18 protein-coding genes are annotated in these 19,757 nt (G+C 39.8%); all 18 read left to right on the forward strand.

Annotated features, from left to right (window positions below):
* Position 1: 1 nt before the first annotated feature.
* The 18 genes from smc (at position 2) to topA (ending at position 19,744) form a co-directional block, all read left to right on the forward strand.
* The gene (gene smc, locus ACOMCU_RS04650) at positions 2 to 3,583 is read left to right on the forward strand and encodes a chromosome segregation protein SMC (RefSeq protein ID WP_421049544.1); all 3,582 of its coding nucleotides are present in this window, start codon (positions 2 to 4) and stop codon (positions 3,581 to 3,583) included.
* Complete coding sequence (gene ftsY, locus ACOMCU_RS04655) at positions 3,580 to 4,851, forward strand: signal recognition particle-docking protein FtsY (RefSeq protein WP_421049545.1); 1,272 nt, start codon at positions 3,580 to 3,582, stop codon at positions 4,849 to 4,851. Before smc ends, ftsY begins: the two co-directional genes overlap by 4 nt.
* Positions 4,852 to 5,141: 290 nt before the next feature.
* Complete coding sequence (locus tag ACOMCU_RS04660; protein ID WP_010858417.1) at positions 5,142 to 5,477, forward strand: putative DNA-binding protein; 336 nt, start codon at positions 5,142 to 5,144, stop codon at positions 5,475 to 5,477.
* Between the two features lie 12 nt (positions 5,478 to 5,489).
* Entirely contained in the window at positions 5,490 to 6,848 is a 1,359-nt protein-coding gene (gene ffh, locus ACOMCU_RS04665) for a signal recognition particle protein (RefSeq protein ID WP_421049546.1), read from the forward strand.
* Between the two features lie 94 nt (positions 6,849 to 6,942).
* The gene (rpsP, locus tag ACOMCU_RS04670; RefSeq protein ID WP_010858419.1) at positions 6,943 to 7,215 is read left to right on the forward strand and encodes a 30S ribosomal protein S16; all 273 of its coding nucleotides are present in this window, start codon (positions 6,943 to 6,945) and stop codon (positions 7,213 to 7,215) included.
* Positions 7,216 to 7,230: 15 nt separating this feature from the next.
* Complete coding sequence (locus tag ACOMCU_RS04675) at positions 7,231 to 7,464, forward strand: KH domain-containing protein (RefSeq protein WP_421049547.1); 234 nt, start codon at positions 7,231 to 7,233, stop codon at positions 7,462 to 7,464.
* Between the two features lie 254 nt (positions 7,465 to 7,718).
* Positions 7,719 to 8,234, forward strand: a complete 516-nt coding sequence (gene rimM, locus ACOMCU_RS04680) for a ribosome maturation factor RimM (RefSeq protein ID WP_010858420.1) — start codon at positions 7,719 to 7,721, stop codon at positions 8,232 to 8,234.
* Entirely contained in the window at positions 8,234 to 8,962 is a 729-nt protein-coding gene (trmD, locus tag ACOMCU_RS04685; protein ID WP_421049594.1) for a tRNA (guanosine(37)-N1)-methyltransferase TrmD, read from the forward strand. Before rimM ends, trmD begins: the two co-directional genes overlap by 1 nt.
* A 126-nt stretch (positions 8,963 to 9,088) precedes the next feature.
* The gene (gene rplS, locus ACOMCU_RS04690; protein ID WP_010858422.1) at positions 9,089 to 9,433 is read left to right on the forward strand and encodes a 50S ribosomal protein L19; all 345 of its coding nucleotides are present in this window, start codon (positions 9,089 to 9,091) and stop codon (positions 9,431 to 9,433) included.
* Between the two features lie 106 nt (positions 9,434 to 9,539).
* On the forward strand, positions 9,540 to 10,103 hold the full coding sequence (gene lepB, locus ACOMCU_RS04695) for a signal peptidase I (RefSeq protein WP_010858423.1): 564 nt from the start codon (positions 9,540 to 9,542) through the stop codon (positions 10,101 to 10,103).
* A gap of 186 nt (positions 10,104 to 10,289) precedes the next feature.
* A complete protein-coding gene (ylqF, locus tag ACOMCU_RS04700; protein WP_010858424.1) occupies positions 10,290 to 11,165 on the forward strand; it encodes a ribosome biogenesis GTPase YlqF in 876 nt (291 codons plus the stop codon).
* Positions 11,166 to 11,278: 113 nt separating this feature from the next.
* Positions 11,279 to 12,034 carry a ribonuclease HII gene (locus ACOMCU_RS04705; protein WP_421049548.1) on the forward strand — a complete coding sequence of 252 codons (756 nt, stop codon included), beginning with the start codon at positions 11,279 to 11,281 and terminating at the stop codon, positions 12,032 to 12,034.
* 15 nt (positions 12,035 to 12,049) lie between these two features.
* The gene (locus tag ACOMCU_RS04710) at positions 12,050 to 13,954 is read left to right on the forward strand and encodes a hypothetical protein (RefSeq protein ID WP_421049549.1); all 1,905 of its coding nucleotides are present in this window, start codon (positions 12,050 to 12,052) and stop codon (positions 13,952 to 13,954) included.
* A complete protein-coding gene (locus ACOMCU_RS04715) occupies positions 13,951 to 14,253 on the forward strand; it encodes an EscU/YscU/HrcU family type III secretion system export apparatus switch protein (protein WP_010858427.1) in 303 nt (100 codons plus the stop codon). The genes ACOMCU_RS04710 and ACOMCU_RS04715 overlap by 4 nt, the downstream gene beginning before the upstream one ends.
* Before the next feature lie 159 nt (positions 14,254 to 14,412).
* Positions 14,413 to 15,573 carry an ADP-forming succinate--CoA ligase subunit beta gene (sucC, locus tag ACOMCU_RS04720; RefSeq protein ID WP_010858428.1) on the forward strand — a complete coding sequence of 387 codons (1,161 nt, stop codon included), beginning with the start codon at positions 14,413 to 14,415 and terminating at the stop codon, positions 15,571 to 15,573.
* A gap of 17 nt (positions 15,574 to 15,590) precedes the next feature.
* The gene (gene sucD, locus ACOMCU_RS04725) at positions 15,591 to 16,493 is read left to right on the forward strand and encodes a succinate--CoA ligase subunit alpha (RefSeq protein WP_010858429.1); all 903 of its coding nucleotides are present in this window, start codon (positions 15,591 to 15,593) and stop codon (positions 16,491 to 16,493) included.
* A gap of 183 nt (positions 16,494 to 16,676) precedes the next feature.
* Positions 16,677 to 17,573 carry a DNA-processing protein DprA gene (gene dprA, locus ACOMCU_RS04730; protein WP_010858430.1) on the forward strand — a complete coding sequence of 299 codons (897 nt, stop codon included), beginning with the start codon at positions 16,677 to 16,679 and terminating at the stop codon, positions 17,571 to 17,573.
* Positions 17,574 to 17,665: 92 nt separating this feature from the next.
* Positions 17,666 to 19,744, forward strand: coding sequence for a type I DNA topoisomerase (gene topA / locus ACOMCU_RS04735; RefSeq protein WP_010858431.1), 2,079 nt, complete (start codon positions 17,666 to 17,668; stop codon positions 19,742 to 19,744).
* The last annotated feature ends 13 nt before the right edge of the window (positions 19,745 to 19,757 follow it).

Here is a 19,757-nt window from a genome sequence, read left to right on the forward strand (position 1 = left end):
TATGTTCCTAAAACGACTGGAAGTGATTGGCTTTAAATCTTTTGCGGAGCGCATTGGTATTGATTTTGTACCAGGTGTTACTGCTGTTGTCGGACCAAATGGCAGCGGAAAAAGTAATGTGACCGATGCTATTCGTTGGGTACTCGGAGAGCAATCGGCAAAGTCGTTACGTGGAGCAAAAATGGAAGATGTTATTTTTGCTGGGAGTGACTCTCGAAAGCCACTGAACTTTGCAGAGGTAACGTTGATTTTAGATAATACTGATGAGCAAATCGCTTTTCCATATACAGAAGTAAGTGTAACAAGACGCGTATACCGTTCAGGTGATAGTGAATATTTACTAAATAACCAGCAGTGTCGCCTGAAGGATATTACGGACTTGTTTATGGACTCGGGTCTTGGTAAAGAAGCTTTTTCGATTATTTCACAAGGCCGTGTCGATGAAATATTAAATAGCAGACCTGATGACCGCCGATCAATTTTTGAAGAGGCGGCAGGCGTATTAAAGTATAAATTACGCAAGAAAAAAGCGGAGCATAAGCTTGTAGAAACAGATGAAAACTTATACCGCGTATTAGATATTTTGCATGAGTTAGATGGTCGACTAGAACCTTTAGCTATTCAGGCTTCTAGCGCAAAAGACTATGTGCAAATGTCAACAGAGTTAAAGGATTTTGATATTGCGATTCTTGTGCACGATTTAAAAAGTTGTGCACAATCTTTGCATGCTCTGAAGGAAGAATTTACACAACTATCTGAAACAGAACAATCGCAAGCGAAGAATATTTTGGCTCTAGAGACAAAGTCAACTGAGATTCGTAAGCATTTGAAAGAACTAGATGACTTATTAGACGCCTGTCAATCCGATCTTGTTGATGCGACAATGGAAGTGGAGCGTTGGGATGGTCGTAAAGCCTTGATGGCAGAAAAGCGTCAAAACACTTCTAACCAGCTATTACAGTTAAATACATCTTTACAGGAAGCGAAGGATGAAGTGGAGACGCTGACTGTTCAAGAACTTGATAAGAAAGAGCTATTTACTGAAAAACAGCAAGAAGTATCAGCGCTGAAGCACATCATTAAGCAATTAGAGCAATCGTTAAATCGTTCTGTCACAGAAATAGAGCAAGAAATTGAAGAGCAAAAAAATCGTTATATCGATTCGTTAAACGAAGAAGCAACTGTAAAAAATGAATTGAAAAATATTGACCAACAATTAGCTCAACAAAAAGCAATGGCTGCACGTATGACAGACCAAACCGATGAATTTGGTCTGGAGCTTGAACAGATTGTAGGCGAAAAAGAAACGCTTACTGTAGCGTATACTGCTACCACGAACGAGTTACAGCATAAGTTAGAGAAGTTCGAAACACTGCAGATACAGCTAAAGCAAGTAAATACATCCTTTAACGACAAACAAGAAATGCTTTATAAAGCGTACCAACATCAGCAACAATTGAAAGCTAGAAAAGATACGCTAGCCGAGCTAGAATCTGATTTCTCAGGATTCTTTCACGGGGTAAAAGAAGTATTGTTAGCGCGTGATAAGGGTGAGTTGCAAGGAATTGAAGGTGCAGTTGCTGAATTAGTACAGGTCAATAGTAAGTATTCACAGGCTATTGAAACGGCATTAGGTGCTGCCTCCCAGCATATTGTGACAACGAATGAGCATCATGCACAGCAGGCCATTCATTGGTTAAAACAAAAAAGAGCTGGTCGTGCGACATTCTTACCGAAAACCGTGATGAAGTCACGTAAAATCAATCTGTCCGCTATACAGCTCGCTACTGAGCACCCGGCTTTTGTACAAATGGCGGATGCACTCGTTACATTTGATGAAGAGAATCGTTCAATTGTCGAAAACCTGCTAGGTAATGTAATAGTCGCAGCGAATTTAGAAGGAGCTAGCCAAATTGGCCGTTTATGTGGTTTTCGATATCGTGTAGTAACTCTAGAAGGCGATATTGTCAATGCGGGCGGTTCGTTAACAGGTGGTGCAGCGAAGCAACAATCTTCGCTCTTTACTAGAAAAGCGGAATTAGATGGCTTAATTGCAAAGTTAGAAGCATTAGAAACGTCAATTTATAGTGCTGAACAGGCTGTGGCAGTTGAAAAAGAGAGCCTTGCGACATTGCGTGAAACTGTTGAGAAACTGAAACTAGATGGCGAGCAATTGCGTAAAGAGGAAATGCAACAGGCGAGTCGTATTCGAGAATTAGAGGTTGTTGAAAAAAGCTTATCTGCACGAGTTTCTTTTGCATCGAATGAAACACAGGATGTTAAAACACGAGAAGAAGGACTACTTGCACAAAAAGAAGTCGCAACAGCACGGTTAGCAACTCTTGCAACTGAACTATTAGCGATTAATGAAACTGTTGAACAGCTAGGTAAGGTGAAGTTACAAAGCGAAACAGAAAAAGATGTTCTTCGCGAACAATCGGCAGAGAAACGCTCGCAATTAGCGGTGATACAGGAGCAAATGTCACAAGTACAAATAGCGACCGCAGAGCTTGCTATACAATTAAACAAAGCTCGTCAAAAAGTCGACAATATTTCTCAGGAAATAATCTGGCTTCAATCGGATGAATCGACAAAACTACTAAGTGATGAAGAAGTGGATGAGCAGGTTGCTTCTTGGAAATCGAGACGTGAATCGTTACAGATTACGATTTCACAGAAAAAAGAAGAAAAAACTGCGCAACAACAAGAACTTACATCATTGGAAGCACAGCTGAAGGAAATGCAACGTATACATAAAGGCTACCTTGAAGCAATACGTGCGAATGAATTAAAGCGTAATCGCGTAGAATTTGAAATGAATAATTTCAATGAACAGCTCGAAGAAAATTATCAGCTAACGTTTGAAGAAGCGATGCATGAAGCTCTTACGATTGAAGATGAAGAGCATATGCGTCGTCGCGTTAAGCTGTTGAAAAAATCAATTGAAGAACTAGGTCCTGTTAACTTAAGTTCTATTGAGGAATATGATCGTGTACTAGAACGTCATTCATTTTTAACTGAGCAACGTGAGGATTTACTGGCGGCACAGGAAACTTTACATGAAGCTATAAAGGAAATGGATGAGGAAATGACCCTACGCTTTAGTGATACATTTTATGCGATTCGGGAGCAATTCAAACTAGTATTCCGTGAACTATTTGGTGGAGGTCAGGCGGATTTAGCGTTACTTGAGCCAGACAATATGCTTGAAACCGGTATTGAAATTGTTGCACAACCACCTGGAAAGAAATTACAAAATTTAAGCCTTCTTTCTGGTGGTGAGCGAGCACTGACGGCAATTGCTTTATTGTTCTCGATTTTAAATATCCGCCCAGTGCCATTCTGTATTCTAGATGAAGTAGAGGCAGCATTAGATGAGGCCAATGTTGTTCGATATAGCGAATACTTGAAGAAATTTAGCCTTGATACACAATTCATTGTTATTACTCATCGTAAAGGTACAATGGAAGGGGCTGATGTACTGTATGGTATTACAATGCAGGAATCGGGCGTATCAAAACTTGTTTCAGTAAAATTAGAAGATGAACCCGTACTTGCGGAGCAAAGGAGCGAACAAGCATGAGTTTTTTTAAACGATTAAAAGATAAGTTGATGGGCAATCCATCTGAAGAAGAAGAAAAAGTAGTGGATGTCAACGAAGAAGAGTCTACCGCACAGCAGCAAGTTGACCTAACAGAACCTGCTCAATTAGAAACGACTGTAGAAGAAGTCGTTGAAGCGAAGGTAGAGGACGTACCAGTAAGTGAGCAACCTCTCATAGTGGAGACACCGGCTGTAGTTGAAGAGCTAAATGAAGAAGAAGTGCAGGAAATTGCTCTTGTAGAGGAGCAACCTGTCGAAGATACCGATATAGAGAAAAAACCATCAGCCTGGTCCATTACTCAAAAATTTAAGGCTGGTCTTGAAAAAACGCGTAATTCATTTACTTCAAAAGTGAATGATTTAGTTGCCCGTTACAGAAAAGTGGATGAAGATTTCTTTGAGGAATTAGAAGATCTATTATTGCAAGCGGATGTCGGCTTCGAAACTGTGATGGAACTGATGGATAAATTACGCTATGAAGTGCAACGAAAAAATATTAAAGATACAAATGGCATTCAAGCAATTATTTCCGAAAAGCTTGTGGAAATCTATGAGCAAGGCGAAGAAGATTTAATTGACCTCAACATACAGCCTAAGGGTGAACTAACCGTTATTTTATTTGTCGGCGTGAACGGCGTAGGGAAAACGACAACGATTGGTAAACTTGCCCATCGCTTAAAAACACAAGGTAAGAACGTCGTATTAGCTGCGGGAGACACTTTCCGTGCTGGCGCAATTGATCAATTACAAGTCTGGGGAGACCGCGTTGGTTGTGAAGTTATTAAACAATCTGAGGGATCGGATCCTGCGGCAGTGATGTATGATGCAATTCGTGCGGCGAAAAATCGTAATGCTGACGTGTTAATTTGTGATACAGCAGGTCGTTTGCAAAATAAAGTGAATTTAATGAATGAACTTGAAAAAGTACATCGCGTAATTTCACGTGAAGTACCAAATGCACCGCATGAAGTATTACTAGCGCTAGATGCGACAACTGGTCAAAATGCTCTTGTTCAGGCGCAAACGTTTAAAGAAGCAACAAATGTGACAGGTATTGTTTTAACCAAACTTGATGGTACGGCTAAAGGTGGTATTGTACTAGCCATTCGTAATAAATTACACATTCCGGTGAAATTTGTTGGTCTGGGTGAAAAGATGGATGATTTACAGCCATTTGATGCAGAACGCTATGTATATGGATTATTTGCTGATGGTTTAGATAAGGAATTACAAAATAACGAGGATTAATGTTTATAGCGAAGCGACAGTGGTAAAATGCTTGCTCAGAGAAAGTAGCACAATGGTCAGTTTGTTGTGCTGTACTTGCCATCCAAACGAATTATGCGGCGACGTAATGGATTGATGATACGCTCGTCTGTGAAAAGGCGAATCACATTGTTTAAAAGGGAAATACTAGCTAAAGGTGGAAAACGCCTGGTATCGGCTATATAGGGCTTTTAGACAAGGAGATTACCTTGACACAGATGGGCGCTTTTCGTTATGATACAAATGACTAACAACAGGGGGAGAAATATTCGATGCTACTTGAAAAAACAACACGCATGAACTTTCTCTTCGACTTTTATCAAGCATTATTAACAGATAAGCAAAGAAGTTATATGGAACTTTATTATTTAGACGATCACTCGCTTGGAGAAATCGCTGAATCATATGGAGTTTCACGCCAAGCTGTTTATGATAATATTCGTCGAACAGAAGCGATGCTTGAAGAATATGAAGAAAAACTATGTTTACTTGAAAAATTTAAGCAACGCACACAAATGCTAGCGCAGCTAACAGCAGGGATTACGGAAAAAAGTATGACAGCTGAGCAACAGTTAACGCTTATTGAACAATTGAAAGAATGGGATTAGGAGGCGAAAGCAGTGGCTTTTGAAGGATTAGCGGAACGACTCCAAGTGACGATCCAAAAGATTAAAGGTAAAGGGAAAGTATCGGAGCAAGACGTCAAAGAAATGATGCGTGAAGTCCGATTTGCTTTAATCGAGGCGGACGTTAACTTAAAAGTAGTAAAAGAATTTGTTAAAAAAGTAAGTGAACGTGCTGTCGGCGTGGACGTTATGCAAAGCTTAACTCCGGGTCAACAGGTTATTAAGATTGTTCAAGACGAATTAACGCAACTAATGGGTGGCGAACAAAGCCCGATTAAATTTAATACCAAGCCACCAACTGTTATTATGATGGTCGGCCTACAAGGTGCAGGTAAAACGACGACTTCTGGAAAATTAGCGAATGTGTTACGTAAGAAATACAATCGTAAACCATTATTAGTTGCGGCTGACGTTTATCGTCCTGCGGCGGTGCAACAATTACAAACATTAGGTAAGCAATTATCGCTTCCTGTATTTGCATTAGGCACTGATGTATCTCCTGTAGAAATCGCTCGTCAAGCAATAGAACTGGCAAAAGAAGAGCATCATGATGTTGTTATTATTGATACAGCAGGTCGTTTGCATATCGATGAAGATTTAATGCAAGAATTAAAAGATATTCGTGCGTTAAAAGAACCAGACGAAGTGTTCCTTGTTGTGGATGCTATGACAGGTCAAGATGCAGTAAATGTTGCGGAAAGCTTTAATGAGGCTGTTGGCATAACAGGCGTTGTTTTAACGAAGCTTGATGGGGATACACGTGGTGGTGCGGCATTATCAATTCGTTCAGTGACACAGAAACCGATTAAGTTCGTCGGTATGGGTGAAAAGATGGATGCACTTGAGCCGTTCCACCCAGAGCGTATGGCGTCTCGTATTTTAGGTATGGGTGATGTTTTATCACTTATTGAAAAAGCGCAAGCAAATGTTGATGAAGCAAAAGCAAAAGAACTAGAGGAAAAGTTCAAAACACAAAGCTTCACTTTAGATGATTTTGTTGAGCAGTTGCAACAAGTGAAGAAAATGGGCCCACTGGATGAAATTTTAAAAATGTTACCAGGCGCAAACAAAATCAAAGGCTTAGATAATGTTAAAGTTGATGATAAGCAAATGGGTCACGTTGAAGCAATTATTTACTCGATGACGCCTGCTGAAAAAACGAATCCAGAAATCATTAATGGTAGTCGTAAAAAACGAATTGCTCAAGGGTCTGGTACGTCGATTCAAGAGGTCAATCGTCTGTTGAAACAGTTCGATGAAATGAAAAAAATGATGAAGCAAATGACTGGTATGGCAACAGGTAAAGGTAAGAAAAAAATGAAATTACCAGGCTTTGATTCATTATTTAAGTAATATTTTTTAGGTGTTAAGAAAAAACACTTTACAAACATCACAAACATTGATAATATACTATCTTGTGTGAAACTTATTCGGAGGTGCTATTAAAATGGCAGTTAAAATTCGCTTAAAACGTATGGGAGCTAAAAAATCTCCTTTCTATCGTATCGTAGTTGCAGATGCTCGTTCACCACGTGACGGTCGTCAAATCGAAACAGTTGGTACTTACAACCCACTAACTCAACCAGCTACTGTAAACATTGATGAAGAGAAAGCTCTTAAATGGTTAACTGACGGTGCAAAACCATCAGATACAGTGCGTAACCTGTTCTCAGAACAAGGTATCATGGAGAAATTCCATAACCAAAAATTCAGTAAATAATCGGGGGAGACGTCTTTGAAGCAGCTGATTGAAGCAATCGTTTTACCGTTAGTCGATTATCCAGAAGAAGTCCGTATTGAGACGGACGAAAATGCAAATCGAGTTGTTTATAAACTTTTTGTTCATCCAGAGGATCGAGGGAAAGTCATAGGCAAACAGGGGCGGGTTGCTAAAGCGATTCGTACAATTGTTTATTCAGCGGCAGGTAGTCACCATCAAAAAAAGACTTACGTCGATATATTGGATTGAATAGAAAAGATTTTCACGCTCGTTTACACGAGGGATAGTAGCTCCGCATCCAATGTGGTATTATCCCAATGTCCGGCATCGTGTCGGCCTCAAGCTTGGAGAATCCTGACAACCGTGCTTCTATGTGTTGAAAGGACTCAAAGTGACTTTGAGCGTGTTGTGTGAAAATCTGAACAAAGGAGGAGGGAGCTTGCTGGTTCCTTCCTTTTTTATATAGTACGGATAGCAAAAAGATTGCATAGAGGTGAAATTGGATGGAATGGTTTAATGTAGGCCGTATCGTCAATACGCACGGTATTCGCGGTGAGGTACGTATATTATCGACATCAGATTTTGAAGAGGAACGCTTTGTAGTGGGTAATAAACTTGCGGCGTTCAAAAAAGACGATAAAAAGCCAACGTGGGTAACAATTCAATCAGTACGCCGCCATAAAAATTTTATCTTGCTAACATTTGAAGGCATGAACAACATCAACTTGGTAGAGCCTTTTAAAGAAGGTATGCTAAAAGTTACCAAAGATCAAATGGCAGATGATTTATTAAAAGAAAATGAATATTTCTTCCATGAAATTATTGGCTGTGCGGTTGTATCTGAAGAAGGTGAAATGATTGGAGAAGTGAAGGATATTCTCCAAACAGGCGCAAACGATGTATGGGTTGTAAAAGATGCTAAAAAAGAGCATTACATTCCATACATCGAAGACATCGTAAAAGATATTGATGTGAAAGAAAAGAAAATCGTTATACACGTGATGGAAGGCTTGCTATGATGAATGTTCATGTATTAAGCCTATTTCCAGATATGTTTACAGGTGTGTTTGGTGCCTCGATTTTAAAAAAGGCACAGGAAAAAGGTGCTGTACAGTTAGAAGTAACAGATATCCGTGTATATTCAGGCAATAAGCACAATCAGGTGGACGATTATCCATATGGTGGTGGCGCGGGGATGGTGTTAAAGCCAGAACCGATGTTTAGCGCTGTAGAGGCAATAACAGCGGGAAAAAAGCCACGTATCATTTTGATGTGCCCACAGGGTGAACGCTTTACACAAAAAAAGGCAGAAGAGCTAGCTCAAGAAGAAGAATTAGTTTTTTTATGCGGACATTATGAAGGCTATGATGAACGTATACGTCAGCATCTTGTGACAGATGAAATCTCAATTGGAGATTTTGTATTAACTGGTGGAGAGTTAGGTGCCATGACAGTTATTGATAGTGTTGTCCGCCTTTTACCTGGCGTCTTAGGACAAGAGGATTCACATATACAAGATTCATTCTCGACGGGTCTACTTGAGCATCCGCATTATACACGCCCAGCAGAATTTCGTGGCATGAAAGTGCCTGATATTTTACTGTCAGGTAATCATGCAAAAATTGAACAATGGCGTGAGGAACAGTCATTAAAAAGAACATTTGAGCGTCGCCCGGATTTATTCGAACAGTATCCATTATCGGACAAGCAGAAAGCGTATCTCGAAAAACTAAAAAATGAACAATAATGATGCTTGCTTGCATGGAGTATTTGTGATAACATCTATTTTGTACTTCTATGTGAAGTACTGAATTACGGTGTTCCGCTGTGGCATAGATTGCGTGCAAGAGCATCTGTCTAAGGAGAGAAAACAATGTCAAACATTATTACAGAAATTACTAAAGCTCAGCTTCGCACTGATCTACCAACTTTCCGTCCTGGTGATACTGTTAAGGTACACGTGAAAGTAGTAGAGGGTACTCGTGAACGTATCCAAGTATACGAAGGTGTAGTTATCAAACGTCGTGGTGGCGGTATTAGCGAAACTTTCACAGTTCGTAAAATTTCTTACGGTGTAGGTGTTGAACGTACATTCCCTGTACACACACCAAAAATCGCTAACTTAGAAGTTGTACGTCGTGGTAAAGTACGTCGTGCTAAACTTTACTACCTACGTAACTTACGTGGTAAAGCTGCTCGTATTAAAGAAATTCGATAATTATGACTTAAAAGTGAGGGGCTTGTGTAGCAAGCCCCTTTTCTTTTTGCTTGTCATCTTAAATAGCTATCATCTAAAATGAAGATAGACAAGGGGGCAATTCTCGATGGAAAAACAAGTGAAAGAAAAGAATGAATTATGGGAATGGACAAAGGCGCTTTTAATTGCATTTGCGATTGCAGCAGTTATTCGTTATTTTTTATTTACACCAATTGCAGTAGATGGTGAGTCCATGATGCCAACCCTTGAAGATGGCGACCGTATGATTGTCAACAAAATCGGTTACAAAATTGGCGAACCTAAACGCTTTGATATCGTTGTGTTCCATGCACCGGAGCAAAAAAATTACATTAAACGTGTAATTGGGTTACCAGGCGACACATTGGAATATAAAGATGATCAATTATATATTAATGGTGAAGCTATAGACGAGCCATATTTAGATGCTTATAAAGCAGAAATTACAGAAGGTACGTTAACAGAAGATTTTACGTTAAAGGACATCGATGTTTCGCTTGATGTAATTCCAGAAGGCTATGTTTTTGTTATGGGCGATAACCGTCGTTATAGTAAGGATAGCCGGCATATTGGCATCGTCGAACAGAAAGAAATTATTGGCAATACAAGCCTTATTTTCTGGCCATTTAACGATATTAAAATTGTAAAGTAGTGTATGAAAGGGAGAGGCTAACACTCCCTTTTTCTTAACGTATAAAGAAGAATTAGTTTCTTAACAATGTCTCGCATTCTCGCTGCACGCTGAGATCACTTTGACTCCAAAGTTTTGCTTCGGGCTCTCCAATGCTTGTCGCGTGCTAAAAGGCGGGAATGCGCTTTTTTATTAGGAGGTATTGCAATGACCATACAATGGTTCCCTGGGCATATGGCAAAGGCCCGACGTGAAGTAACAGAAAAATTAAAACTAGTAGATATAATATTTGAATTAATCGATGCACGTTTACCATTATCTTCACGTAATCCAATGATTGATGAAGTAATTAACCAAAAACCGCGTCTGCTAATATTAAATAAGTCAGATATGGCGGATGAACAGGAAACGCGCAAATGGGTGGAGTACTTTGCGAAACGTGGACACAAAGCAGTGGCCATCAACTCCCTTGAAGGTAAAGGTTTACAGCTTGTAACAAAAGCAGCCCAAGAAATTTTAAAAGAAAAATTTGACCGCATGAAAGCCCGTGGTATGAAGCCAAGAGCCATTCGTGCAATGATTGTAGGTATTCCAAACGTTGGCAAATCAACACTTATTAATCGCTTAGCCAAAAAAAACATTGCGAAAACGGGTAACACGCCCGGTGTGACAAAAGCACAGCAATGGATAAAAGTCGGTAAAGAGCTTGAATTGCTTGATACGCCAGGTATTCTATGGCCAAAATTTGAAGATCAAGAAGTAGGTTATAAGTTGGCGTTAACAGGGGCTATAAAAGATACCATTACAAATATGGAGGATTTGGCCGTATATGGTCTGCGCTTCTTATCGGATCATTATCCAACACGTATGGAAGAGCGATATGGCTTTCAATTTATTCATGAAGATTTAGTTGAAACTTTCGATCATATTGGTAAGCTACGCCGTGTTTTTAGCACAGGGGGCGAAATCGATTATGACCAAGTAGCACAACTTATCGTGCGTGATATTCGTGGCTTACAACTAGGAAAACTAACATTTGACTTTGTTAACGAACAGCTTGACAAGGAAGCAGAGCAGCAATAATACTTGCAAAAAACTGTCATACTCACACAATAAATTGTGAGCGTGACAGTTTTTCTTTTAGGAATGGCACATGTTGCCGATAAATGATATAGAGTGATAAAAGGGAGTAACATATGAAAACTATTAAAGAGATTACTACAGCATTGAAAACGGCCGAGGACTGGCACGAATGGATGACTGAGATTGCAACCGATGAACGTGCAGGTGTGCAAAAGGCTTGGCTAAGTTGGAAAAAGTGTCAGCACAAAAAACAACAGCTATTACTGGCACATCAAGCAAAAATAGACTTCGATCAAAGTTATGGCGAGGCAGATGCTTTGATTGCTGGTGTTGATGAGGCAGGGCGTGGGCCGCTAGCAGGGCCAGTTGTAACAGCAGCCGTTATTTTGCCAAAAGACTGTGAAGAACTTGTTGGTTTAAATGATTCAAAACAGTTATCGAAGGATAAACGCAATGCCTTTGCAGCACTTGTGAAAAAGCATGCTATCAGTTACTCTATTCATTTTCAATCAACGGAAAAAATTGATGCTTTAAATATTTATGAAGCTACAAAACAATCCATGAAGACGAGTGTGGAAACGTTGTCTGTAAAGCCAAATTATGTACTTGTTGATGCGATGACATTACCGATTGCTATTCCACAAGATGCCATTATTAAAGGAGATGCAAAAAGCCTAGCAATTGCAGCAGCCTCCATTTTAGCGAAAACTGCACGAGATGAGTATATGGAACAATTGGACAAGGAATTTCCTATGTACGGCTTTGCGCAACATGCAGGATATGGAACGAAGCAACATCTAGAAGCGCTTGTAACATACGGACCGACGATACATCATCGCAAGTCGTTTGAACCCATAAAATCAATGTAAGAAAGGAGTATCAATATGACAGCCACATCATTTAATTCGATACAAATGCAACAAACTGCATTAACGCCAGCTAACCAGCCCCTAGCATTAAAGCAAGGGCAAGTGTTTCATGGCACCATTAAACAACTATTCCCAGATCAAATGGCAGAGATACAAGTGGGCAACCAGAAACTAATTGCAAAACTTGAAGTACCTCTTAAAGCTGGTGATGCTCATTTCTTTCAAGTGACAGGTACAAGCTCTCAAACAGAGCTGAAGGTTGTCACAGGTCCCATGGCACAAACAACCTCTCCGACACAACAGATGAATCAGTTACTTGAATCGATGAATTTACCTAAAACAACTGAAATGCAGCAAGTGTTAGCGCATTTTATGAAGGCACAAATACCGATTTCTAAGGAACAACTTATACAAGCAGAGATGTGGCTAAAAGCATTGCCAGAAGGCATATCGAAGGCAGACGCATTACTAGCTTTGCAAAAAATGGTCGAGCTTAAAATGCCCATGACCAATGACATATTTCAAGCACTTGTCAGCGGGCAAAAAACAGCGGGAATGTCGGCTACAATGGATGCCTTTGCACAGTTGTTAGCTAAGGATACAATGTTAGCGGAAAACCTAAAGCAAAATTTAATGCAACAAGTACAAGCAATTGCCAAGCCGTTTGAAGTGGAAACTGGCAGCTTAATGCTTGCAAAATCTATACAAATAGTGAGTAATGATGCTGGCTCAATGAGTGAGCGCTTACAAGCTTTGCATGTTTTGAAAGATGCTGGCGTGCTACCACAGCAAGCGACATTACAAAATTGGTCTACGCTAATGGCAAACAATTCAAAGACACAACCAACTACAATGCATCAGGCAGGGCAGGCTATTCAAGCAATTTTAACAGCAAAGCCTGAAAATACAGCACAGCTCATTGAACAGCTAAAAACATGGACGACAGGCCAAAACTTATTAACGAATGAACAAAAGCAACAACTACATCAAATAATCGACAGATTTAGTCAATTGCCGCCAAGTAAGCAAGCACTTGAAGTTTTTGCAAAACAAATGCAAGAACATCTCATTAAGGCATTTGCCCAAAATACACCAGAACGCTTATTTACTCAAGATTCAAATGGTTTATCATCAAAAGATCAATTATTGTCCCTAGTAAACCGTGAATTAGTCACGCCTACCCAAAACGAAGCATTGATGCGTAATCTCGTGAAGGCTGGAATTGAATCCCCACAACCAATGATTCAGCAAATACTTACACAAGCAGATGCTCATGTACAAAGTTCAATGGATAGTAAAGCGATGGAACATGCACTTAAAACGGTCTTAAAAAGTCTGGGAATTAGCTATGAGGCAGCGCTTGCTAATAAGTCTGCTGATTTACAGTCGATTGCTCATCAATTAAAGCCGCAGCTTCATACATTGTTGCAGGAGGCGCAGGTTACTCCTCAACTGAGGGAAGCGGCAGAAATGTTAATGACACGTATGAATGGTATGCAACTTGCATCCGGTGAAAGTGGACATCAGCATCAACTAGTTATGCAAGTTCCACTTGAATTTTTTGGGAAAAAGATGGATGCAACCCTACAGTGGAACGGACGTATGAAGGATGATGGTAAAATTGATGCCAATTATGCGCGCATTTTATTCTACCTACAAATGGCATCAATGCAAGAGACAGTTATTGATATGCAAGTTCAAAATCGTGTCGTTTCTGTGACGGTATTCAATGAAAATGTTGATATCTCCCCGCTTGCAGAGCCACTAAAAGCGGCGTTAAAAGCAGGCTTAGCAGAAAAAGAATATCAGCTATCAGGTGTTTTTATTAAACAATTTGAAAAAGCTAAACTTAAACCTGAAAAAATACTCACTGTAGTAGAACAGCAGGAGGGACATAGCGGGGTGGATTTCCGCATATGAGTGATGAAAAAATTATTCGAAAAGAAGCAATTGCCCTTACTTATCAGAAGGGTAGGTTTGATAGCCCGACGGTAGTGGCAAAAGGAAAAGGGAAAGTTGCGGAAAACATATTAGCACGTGCAAATGAGCATGATGTACCGATTTATGAGGATCCCAACCTTGTGCAATTACTTGGACAATTAGATTTAAATGAGTCGATACCTGAAGAATTATATCAAGCTGTGGCCGAAGTATTTGCATTTATTTATCGTTTAGACCAACAACATGGACAAAATAATAGAAAAAATAAAGTATTCTGATTTTTAGAATTCTCTGTTTTAGTACACAAAACAGAGAAAAACGTCATAATAAACAATAATATCCGAACAAAGGACAAAGTGTAGACTTTATCAGAATCTTTAGTTAGAATAGGTATGTTAGTAAAACAATTTTGTAAATGTTTGATGGGAGGATGTATTATGAATATCCATGAATATCAAGGGAAAGAACTTCTGAGAAAATATGGTGTAGCTGTACCCAACGGAAAAGTAGCTTTTTCCCCTGATGAAGCAGTGAAGGTAGCGAAGGAACTTGGCTCAAACGTTACTGTAGTCAAGGCGCAAATTCATGCGGGTGGACGCGGTAAAGCAGGTGGTGTAAAAATCGCTAAGAACCTTGATGAAGTGCGTACTTACGCAAAGGAATTATTAGGGAAAGTTTTAGTGACACATCAAACAGGTCCAGAAGGCAAAGAAGTAAAACGCTTGTACATTGAAGAGGGTTCTGATATTCAAAAAGAGTATTATCTAAGTCTAGTATTAGACCGCGCTACATCTCGTGTAACGGTGATGGGTTCTGAAGAGGGCGGCATGGATATTGAAGAAGTAGCGGAAGCACACCCAGAAAAAATCTTCAAAGAGGTTGTTGATCCAGTAATTGGCTTAACAAGCTTCCAAGCACGTCGCATGGCGTTTAATATGAATATTCCAGCAAACCTTGTAGGGAAAGCTGTTAAGTTAATGTTAGGCTTATATCAAGCATTTATCGACAAGGATGCTTCAATTGTAGAAATTAATCCACTTGTTGTAACTGGACAAGGGGATGTTATAGCATTAGATGCTAAATTCAACTTCGATGCGAATGCATTGTACCGTCATAAAGATATTGTCGAATTACGCGATTTTGATGAGGAAGATGCAAAAGAAATCGAGGCTTCAAAATATGACCTAAGCTATATTTCGTTGGATGGCAACATCGGCTGTATGGTAAATGGTGCTGGTCTTGCTATGGCGACAATGGATACAATCAGCTACTACGGCGGAAGTCCCGCTAACTTCCTTGATGTAGGGGGCGGCGCAACAGCTGAAAAAGTAACAGAAGCATTCAAAATAATCCTTTCTGATTCACATGTAAAAGGAATTTTTGTCAACATTTTCGGTGGTATTATGAAATGTAACATTATTGCTGAAGGTGTCGTAACAGCAGCAAAAGAAATTGGTTTAGCTGTACCGTTAGTAGTTCGTTTAGAAGGTACGAATGTAGAGCTTGGAAAAGAAATTTTAAACGCATCTGGTTTAAACATCGTAGCAGCGGATTCAATGGCTGACGGTGCACAAAAAATTGTGGAACTAGTAGGCTAAGGAAGGCAGGGAGAACAATGGCTGTATTTATTAACAAAGATACAAAGGTAATTGTACAAGGGATTACAGGCGAAACAGCGCTATTCCATACAAAGCAAATGCTTGACTACGGTACAAAAATCGTAGCAGGCGTAACACCTGGTAAGGGTGGTCTTGAAATAGAGGGTGTTCCTGTATTTAATACAGTGACAGAAGCTGTAGCGGCAACAGGCGCAACAGCATCGGTTATTTACGTACCTGCACCATTTGCAGCGGATGCGATTTTAGAAGCTGTGGACGCTGAACTAGAATTAACAATTTGTATTACAGAGCATATTCCTGTCCTTGATATGGTAAAAGTTAAACGCTATATGGAAGGCAAAAAAACACGCCTAGTAGGTCCAAACTGTCCAGGTGTTATTACAGCTGATGAATGTAAGATTGGTATTATGCCAGGATATATTCATACTAAAGGTCATGTAGGGGTTGTTTCTCGTTCTGGTACATTAACATATGAGGCAGTTCACCAATTAACACAAGCTGGTATTGGTCAAACAACAGCCGTTGGAATTGGAGGAGACCCAGTTAATGGGACAAACTTTATCGATGCACTTGAAGCATTCAACAATGACCCAGAGACATACGCAGTTGTCATGATTGGAGAAATTGGTGGTACAGCTGAAGAAGAAGCAGCTGAATGGATCAAAGCAAATATGACAAAACCTGTCGTTGGCTTTATCGGTGGTCAAACAGCTCCTCCAGGAAAACGAATGGGCCACGCAGGTGCCATTATTTCTGGTGGTAAAGGAACAGCAGCTGAAAAAATTAAGGCAATGAATGCAGCAGGCATTGAAGTTGCGGAAACGCCATCAGTGATTGGTGAAACACTTATTAAAGTAATTAAAGAAAAAGGGCTATACGAAAAGTGTAAAACCCATTAAAATGGAAGATGTAGCACATTGTGGCTACATCTTTTTCTCTGTCTAGGTATTTGCGCTGCCTAGGTCGTAACTTTTTTCGCAGGCGTGTATGCGAGCGGACGCAAATACACTTTTCTGCTTTTATTGTGGTGAAATGAAAAATGCGGTCATTTAATTTCTTCTATTAAAAAAGGAGGCTTTTAAATGGTTTTTTCAGTAGATCTACAGAGACTGCTAGCTTTGCATTATATATATCCATTACCACTCCAAAAACTTCAACAGTTATTGTCCCCGGTGGATGTATTAAGTTATTTTGAAGAAGCGCATCCGACTGAGATTGCGAAAGCATTACAAATGCCATTGTCAAAAGCGCAGCGAATGTCTCAAAGTTTTCAGCGCATAATTAGCTTGTCGTTTGAAGAAGCCTATGCACAGGCTAATATTTTCCCCATACCCTTTCATCACCCTTATTATCCAGCGCAATTATTTGAAATACCAAGTCCACCTACTGTATTGTATGTGAAAGGTCAATATTCACTGTTAGCAAGTAATAAACAGGTAGCTATTATAGGCTCTAGAAAGGCTACAGCCTATACAAAGACTGCAATGGACTTAATTGTCCCGCCGCTTGTTGAACACGAATACACGGTCGTGAGTGGGCTTGCACGTGGAGCAGATACAATGGCTCATGAGGCAACAATTAAGGTGGGTGGAAAAACAATTGCTGTGCTGGGACATGGTTTTCATCATGTTTATCCAAAAGAAAACCAAGCTCTTGCTAAAAAAATGGCAGAGTGTCAATTACTTGTCACAGAATATCCACCTTATATAAAACCGGAAAAATGGCACTTTCCCATGCGCAATCGCATAATTAGTGGTCTGTCGCAAGCATTAGTAGTGACAGAAGCGGCACTGAGAAGTGGCACCCTTATTACAACTGAATGCGCATTAGAGCAAGGAAAGGATGTTTTTGTTGTGCCGGGGCCGATTGATGCTGAGCAGTCAAAAGGGACAAATAAGTTAATTTTAGAAGGAGCTATTCCTGTGTGTAACGGCTATCAAATCGTTGAAACACTAGCGCTCTTTTCTAGCAAAAATTGAAAAAAAGTTGCATTATCTTAAAATCTGTTATACATTTTGCAACAGGTAACTTAAAAAAATTAGCATTAGACCTCGCTAAGGGGGAGACATAGATGGCGGATTATTTAGTGATTGTAGAATCACCAGCAAAAGCAAAAACAATTGAGCGTTATTTAGGAAAAAAATACAAAGTAAAAGCGTCGGTCGGGCATGTTCGAGACCTACCACGTAGCCAAATGGGCATTGATACTGAAAATAACTACGAACCAAAATATATTACAATTCGCGGTAAAGGTCCTGTTTTACAGGAACTAAAGTCTGCGGCTAAAAAAGTTAAGAAAATATATCTAGCAGCCGATCCAGACCGCGAGGGAGAAGCAATTGCTTGGCACCTTGCGACTGCGTTAAATATTGATATTCATTCGGATTGCCGTGTCGTCTTCAATGAAATTACAAAAGATGCAATTCTTGAATCTTTTAAGAACCCTCGTTCCATTAACATGGATTTAGTGGATGCCCAGCAAGCTAGACGTATGTTAGACCGATTAGTAGGGTATAACATTAGTCCGATTCTTTGGAAGAAAGTAAAAAAAGGTTTATCAGCAGGACGTGTACAATCTGTAGCACTGCGCATGATTATTGATCGTGAAAATGAAATTAAAAACTTTCAGCCAGAAGAGTACTGGACAATTGAAGGTTCCTTTGAAAAGGGAAAGAAAACTTTTGATGCCCTTTACTATGGAGATGGCAAAGACAAAATAAAATTAACAAATGAAGCGCAAGTAAAGTCCATATTAAAAAGCGTAAAAGGTACCGCATTTAACGTGGTGAATGTAACGAAAAAAGAACGTAAAAGAAATGCAGCACCTGCTTTCACGACATCTTCTTTACAACAAGAGGCGGCTCGTAAGTTAAACTTCCGTGCGAAGAAAACCATGATGCTTGCACAACAATTGTATGAAGGTATTGATATCGGTAAAAAAGAAGGAACAGTCGGTTTGATTACGTATATGCGTACGGATTCGACACGTATTTCTGAAACAGCCAAAACAGAAGCAATCTCATATATCGAATCAAAGTATGGAAAAGAATTTATCGCAACAGAGATCAAGCAGGCCAAAAAAGCGTCAAATGCTCAAGACGCCCATGAGGCAATCCGTCCGACAAGTACAATGCGCACACCAGAAGAACTAAAAGCTGTACTTAGCCGTGACCAATTACGCTTATACCGTTTGATTTGGGAGCGCTTTATCGCAAGTCAAATGGCACCAGCTGTACTAGATACAGTTGCTGTTGACCTTCAAAATGGTGACGTATTGTTCCGTGCAAATGGCTCACAAGTAAAATTTGCCGGCTTTATGAAACTATATATAGAAGGTACTGATGACCAAACGGAAGAAACAACAAAACTTCTACCTGAAATGGAAATTGGTGATCAAGTAAAATCTCTTGAAATCGAACCGAAGCAACATTTTACACAGCCACCACCACGTTATTCAGAGGCGCGCCTTGTAAAAACAATGGAAGAGATAGGTATAGGGCGCCCGTCCACATATGCACCGACCCTCGATACATTACAGCGCCGTGGCTATGTCGTGTTAGATACAAAGCGATTCATGCCAACAGAGTTGGGTGAAATCGTACACCAACTCGTACTAGAATTTTTCCCAGATATTATAAATATCGAATTTACTGCGAAAATGGAACAGGATCTAGATGATGTAGAGGAAGGCAGCCGTCAATGGGTAGATGTAATTGATGAATTTTATAAAGATTTCGAGGTTCATGTGAAGCATGCAGATGCTGAGATGGAAAAAGTCGTGATTAAAGATGAACCTGCTGGTGAAGATTGTGAAAAATGTGGTTCGCCAATGGTCTATAAATTGGGCAGATATGGGAAATTCATGGCCTGCTCAAACTTCCCAGATTGTCGCAATACAAAAGCCATCATGAAACCTATTGGTGTAAAATGTCCATCTTGTGAAACGGGCGAAATTGTAGAGCGTAAAAGTAAAACAAAGCGTTTATTCTATGGCTGCAACCAGTATCCTGAGTGCGAGTTTGTATCATGGGACAAGCCAATAAGTAGACCATGTCCGAAATGTAGTGCATTATTAGTAGAGAAAAAACTGAAAAAAGGTGTGCAAATTCAGTGCACGAAATGTGATTACGAAGAAACACCTACTCAATGATAGAAAGATGGTA

This window comes from Lysinibacillus sp. UGB7, from assembly GCF_049058285.1.
GTDB lineage: Bacteria > Bacillota > Bacilli > Bacillales_A > Planococcaceae > Lysinibacillus > Lysinibacillus sphaericus_B.

Bases quoted from the DNA above. Each gene is read 5' to 3' on its own strand.
- smc (WP_421049544.1), top strand. From the start codon at position 2: ATGTTCCTAAAACGACTGGAAGTGATTGGCTTTAAATCTTTTGCGGAG.
- ftsY (WP_421049545.1), top strand. From the start codon at position 3,580: ATGAGTTTTTTTAAACGATTAAAAGATAAGTTGATGGGCAATCCATCT.
- ACOMCU_RS04660 (WP_010858417.1), top strand. From the start codon at position 5,142: ATGCTACTTGAAAAAACAACACGCATGAACTTTCTCTTCGACTTTTAT.
- rpsP (WP_010858419.1), top strand. From the start codon at position 6,943: ATGGCAGTTAAAATTCGCTTAAAACGTATGGGAGCTAAAAAATCTCCT.
- rimM (WP_010858420.1), top strand. From the start codon at position 7,719: ATGGAATGGTTTAATGTAGGCCGTATCGTCAATACGCACGGTATTCGC.
- trmD (WP_421049594.1), top strand. From the start codon at position 8,234: ATGAATGTTCATGTATTAAGCCTATTTCCAGATATGTTTACAGGTGTG.
- rplS (WP_010858422.1), top strand. From the start codon at position 9,089: ATGTCAAACATTATTACAGAAATTACTAAAGCTCAGCTTCGCACTGAT.
- lepB (WP_010858423.1), top strand. From the start codon at position 9,540: ATGGAAAAACAAGTGAAAGAAAAGAATGAATTATGGGAATGGACAAAG.
- ylqF (WP_010858424.1), top strand. From the start codon at position 10,290: ATGACCATACAATGGTTCCCTGGGCATATGGCAAAGGCCCGACGTGAA.
- ACOMCU_RS04705 (WP_421049548.1), top strand. From the start codon at position 11,279: ATGAAAACTATTAAAGAGATTACTACAGCATTGAAAACGGCCGAGGAC.
- ACOMCU_RS04710 (WP_421049549.1), top strand. From the start codon at position 12,050: ATGACAGCCACATCATTTAATTCGATACAAATGCAACAAACTGCATTA.
- ACOMCU_RS04715 (WP_010858427.1), top strand. From the start codon at position 13,951: ATGAGTGATGAAAAAATTATTCGAAAAGAAGCAATTGCCCTTACTTAT.
- sucC (WP_010858428.1), top strand. From the start codon at position 14,413: ATGAATATCCATGAATATCAAGGGAAAGAACTTCTGAGAAAATATGGT.
- sucD (WP_010858429.1), top strand. From the start codon at position 15,591: ATGGCTGTATTTATTAACAAAGATACAAAGGTAATTGTACAAGGGATT.
- dprA (WP_010858430.1), top strand. From the start codon at position 16,677: ATGGTTTTTTCAGTAGATCTACAGAGACTGCTAGCTTTGCATTATATA.
- topA (WP_010858431.1), top strand. From the start codon at position 17,666: ATGGCGGATTATTTAGTGATTGTAGAATCACCAGCAAAAGCAAAAACA.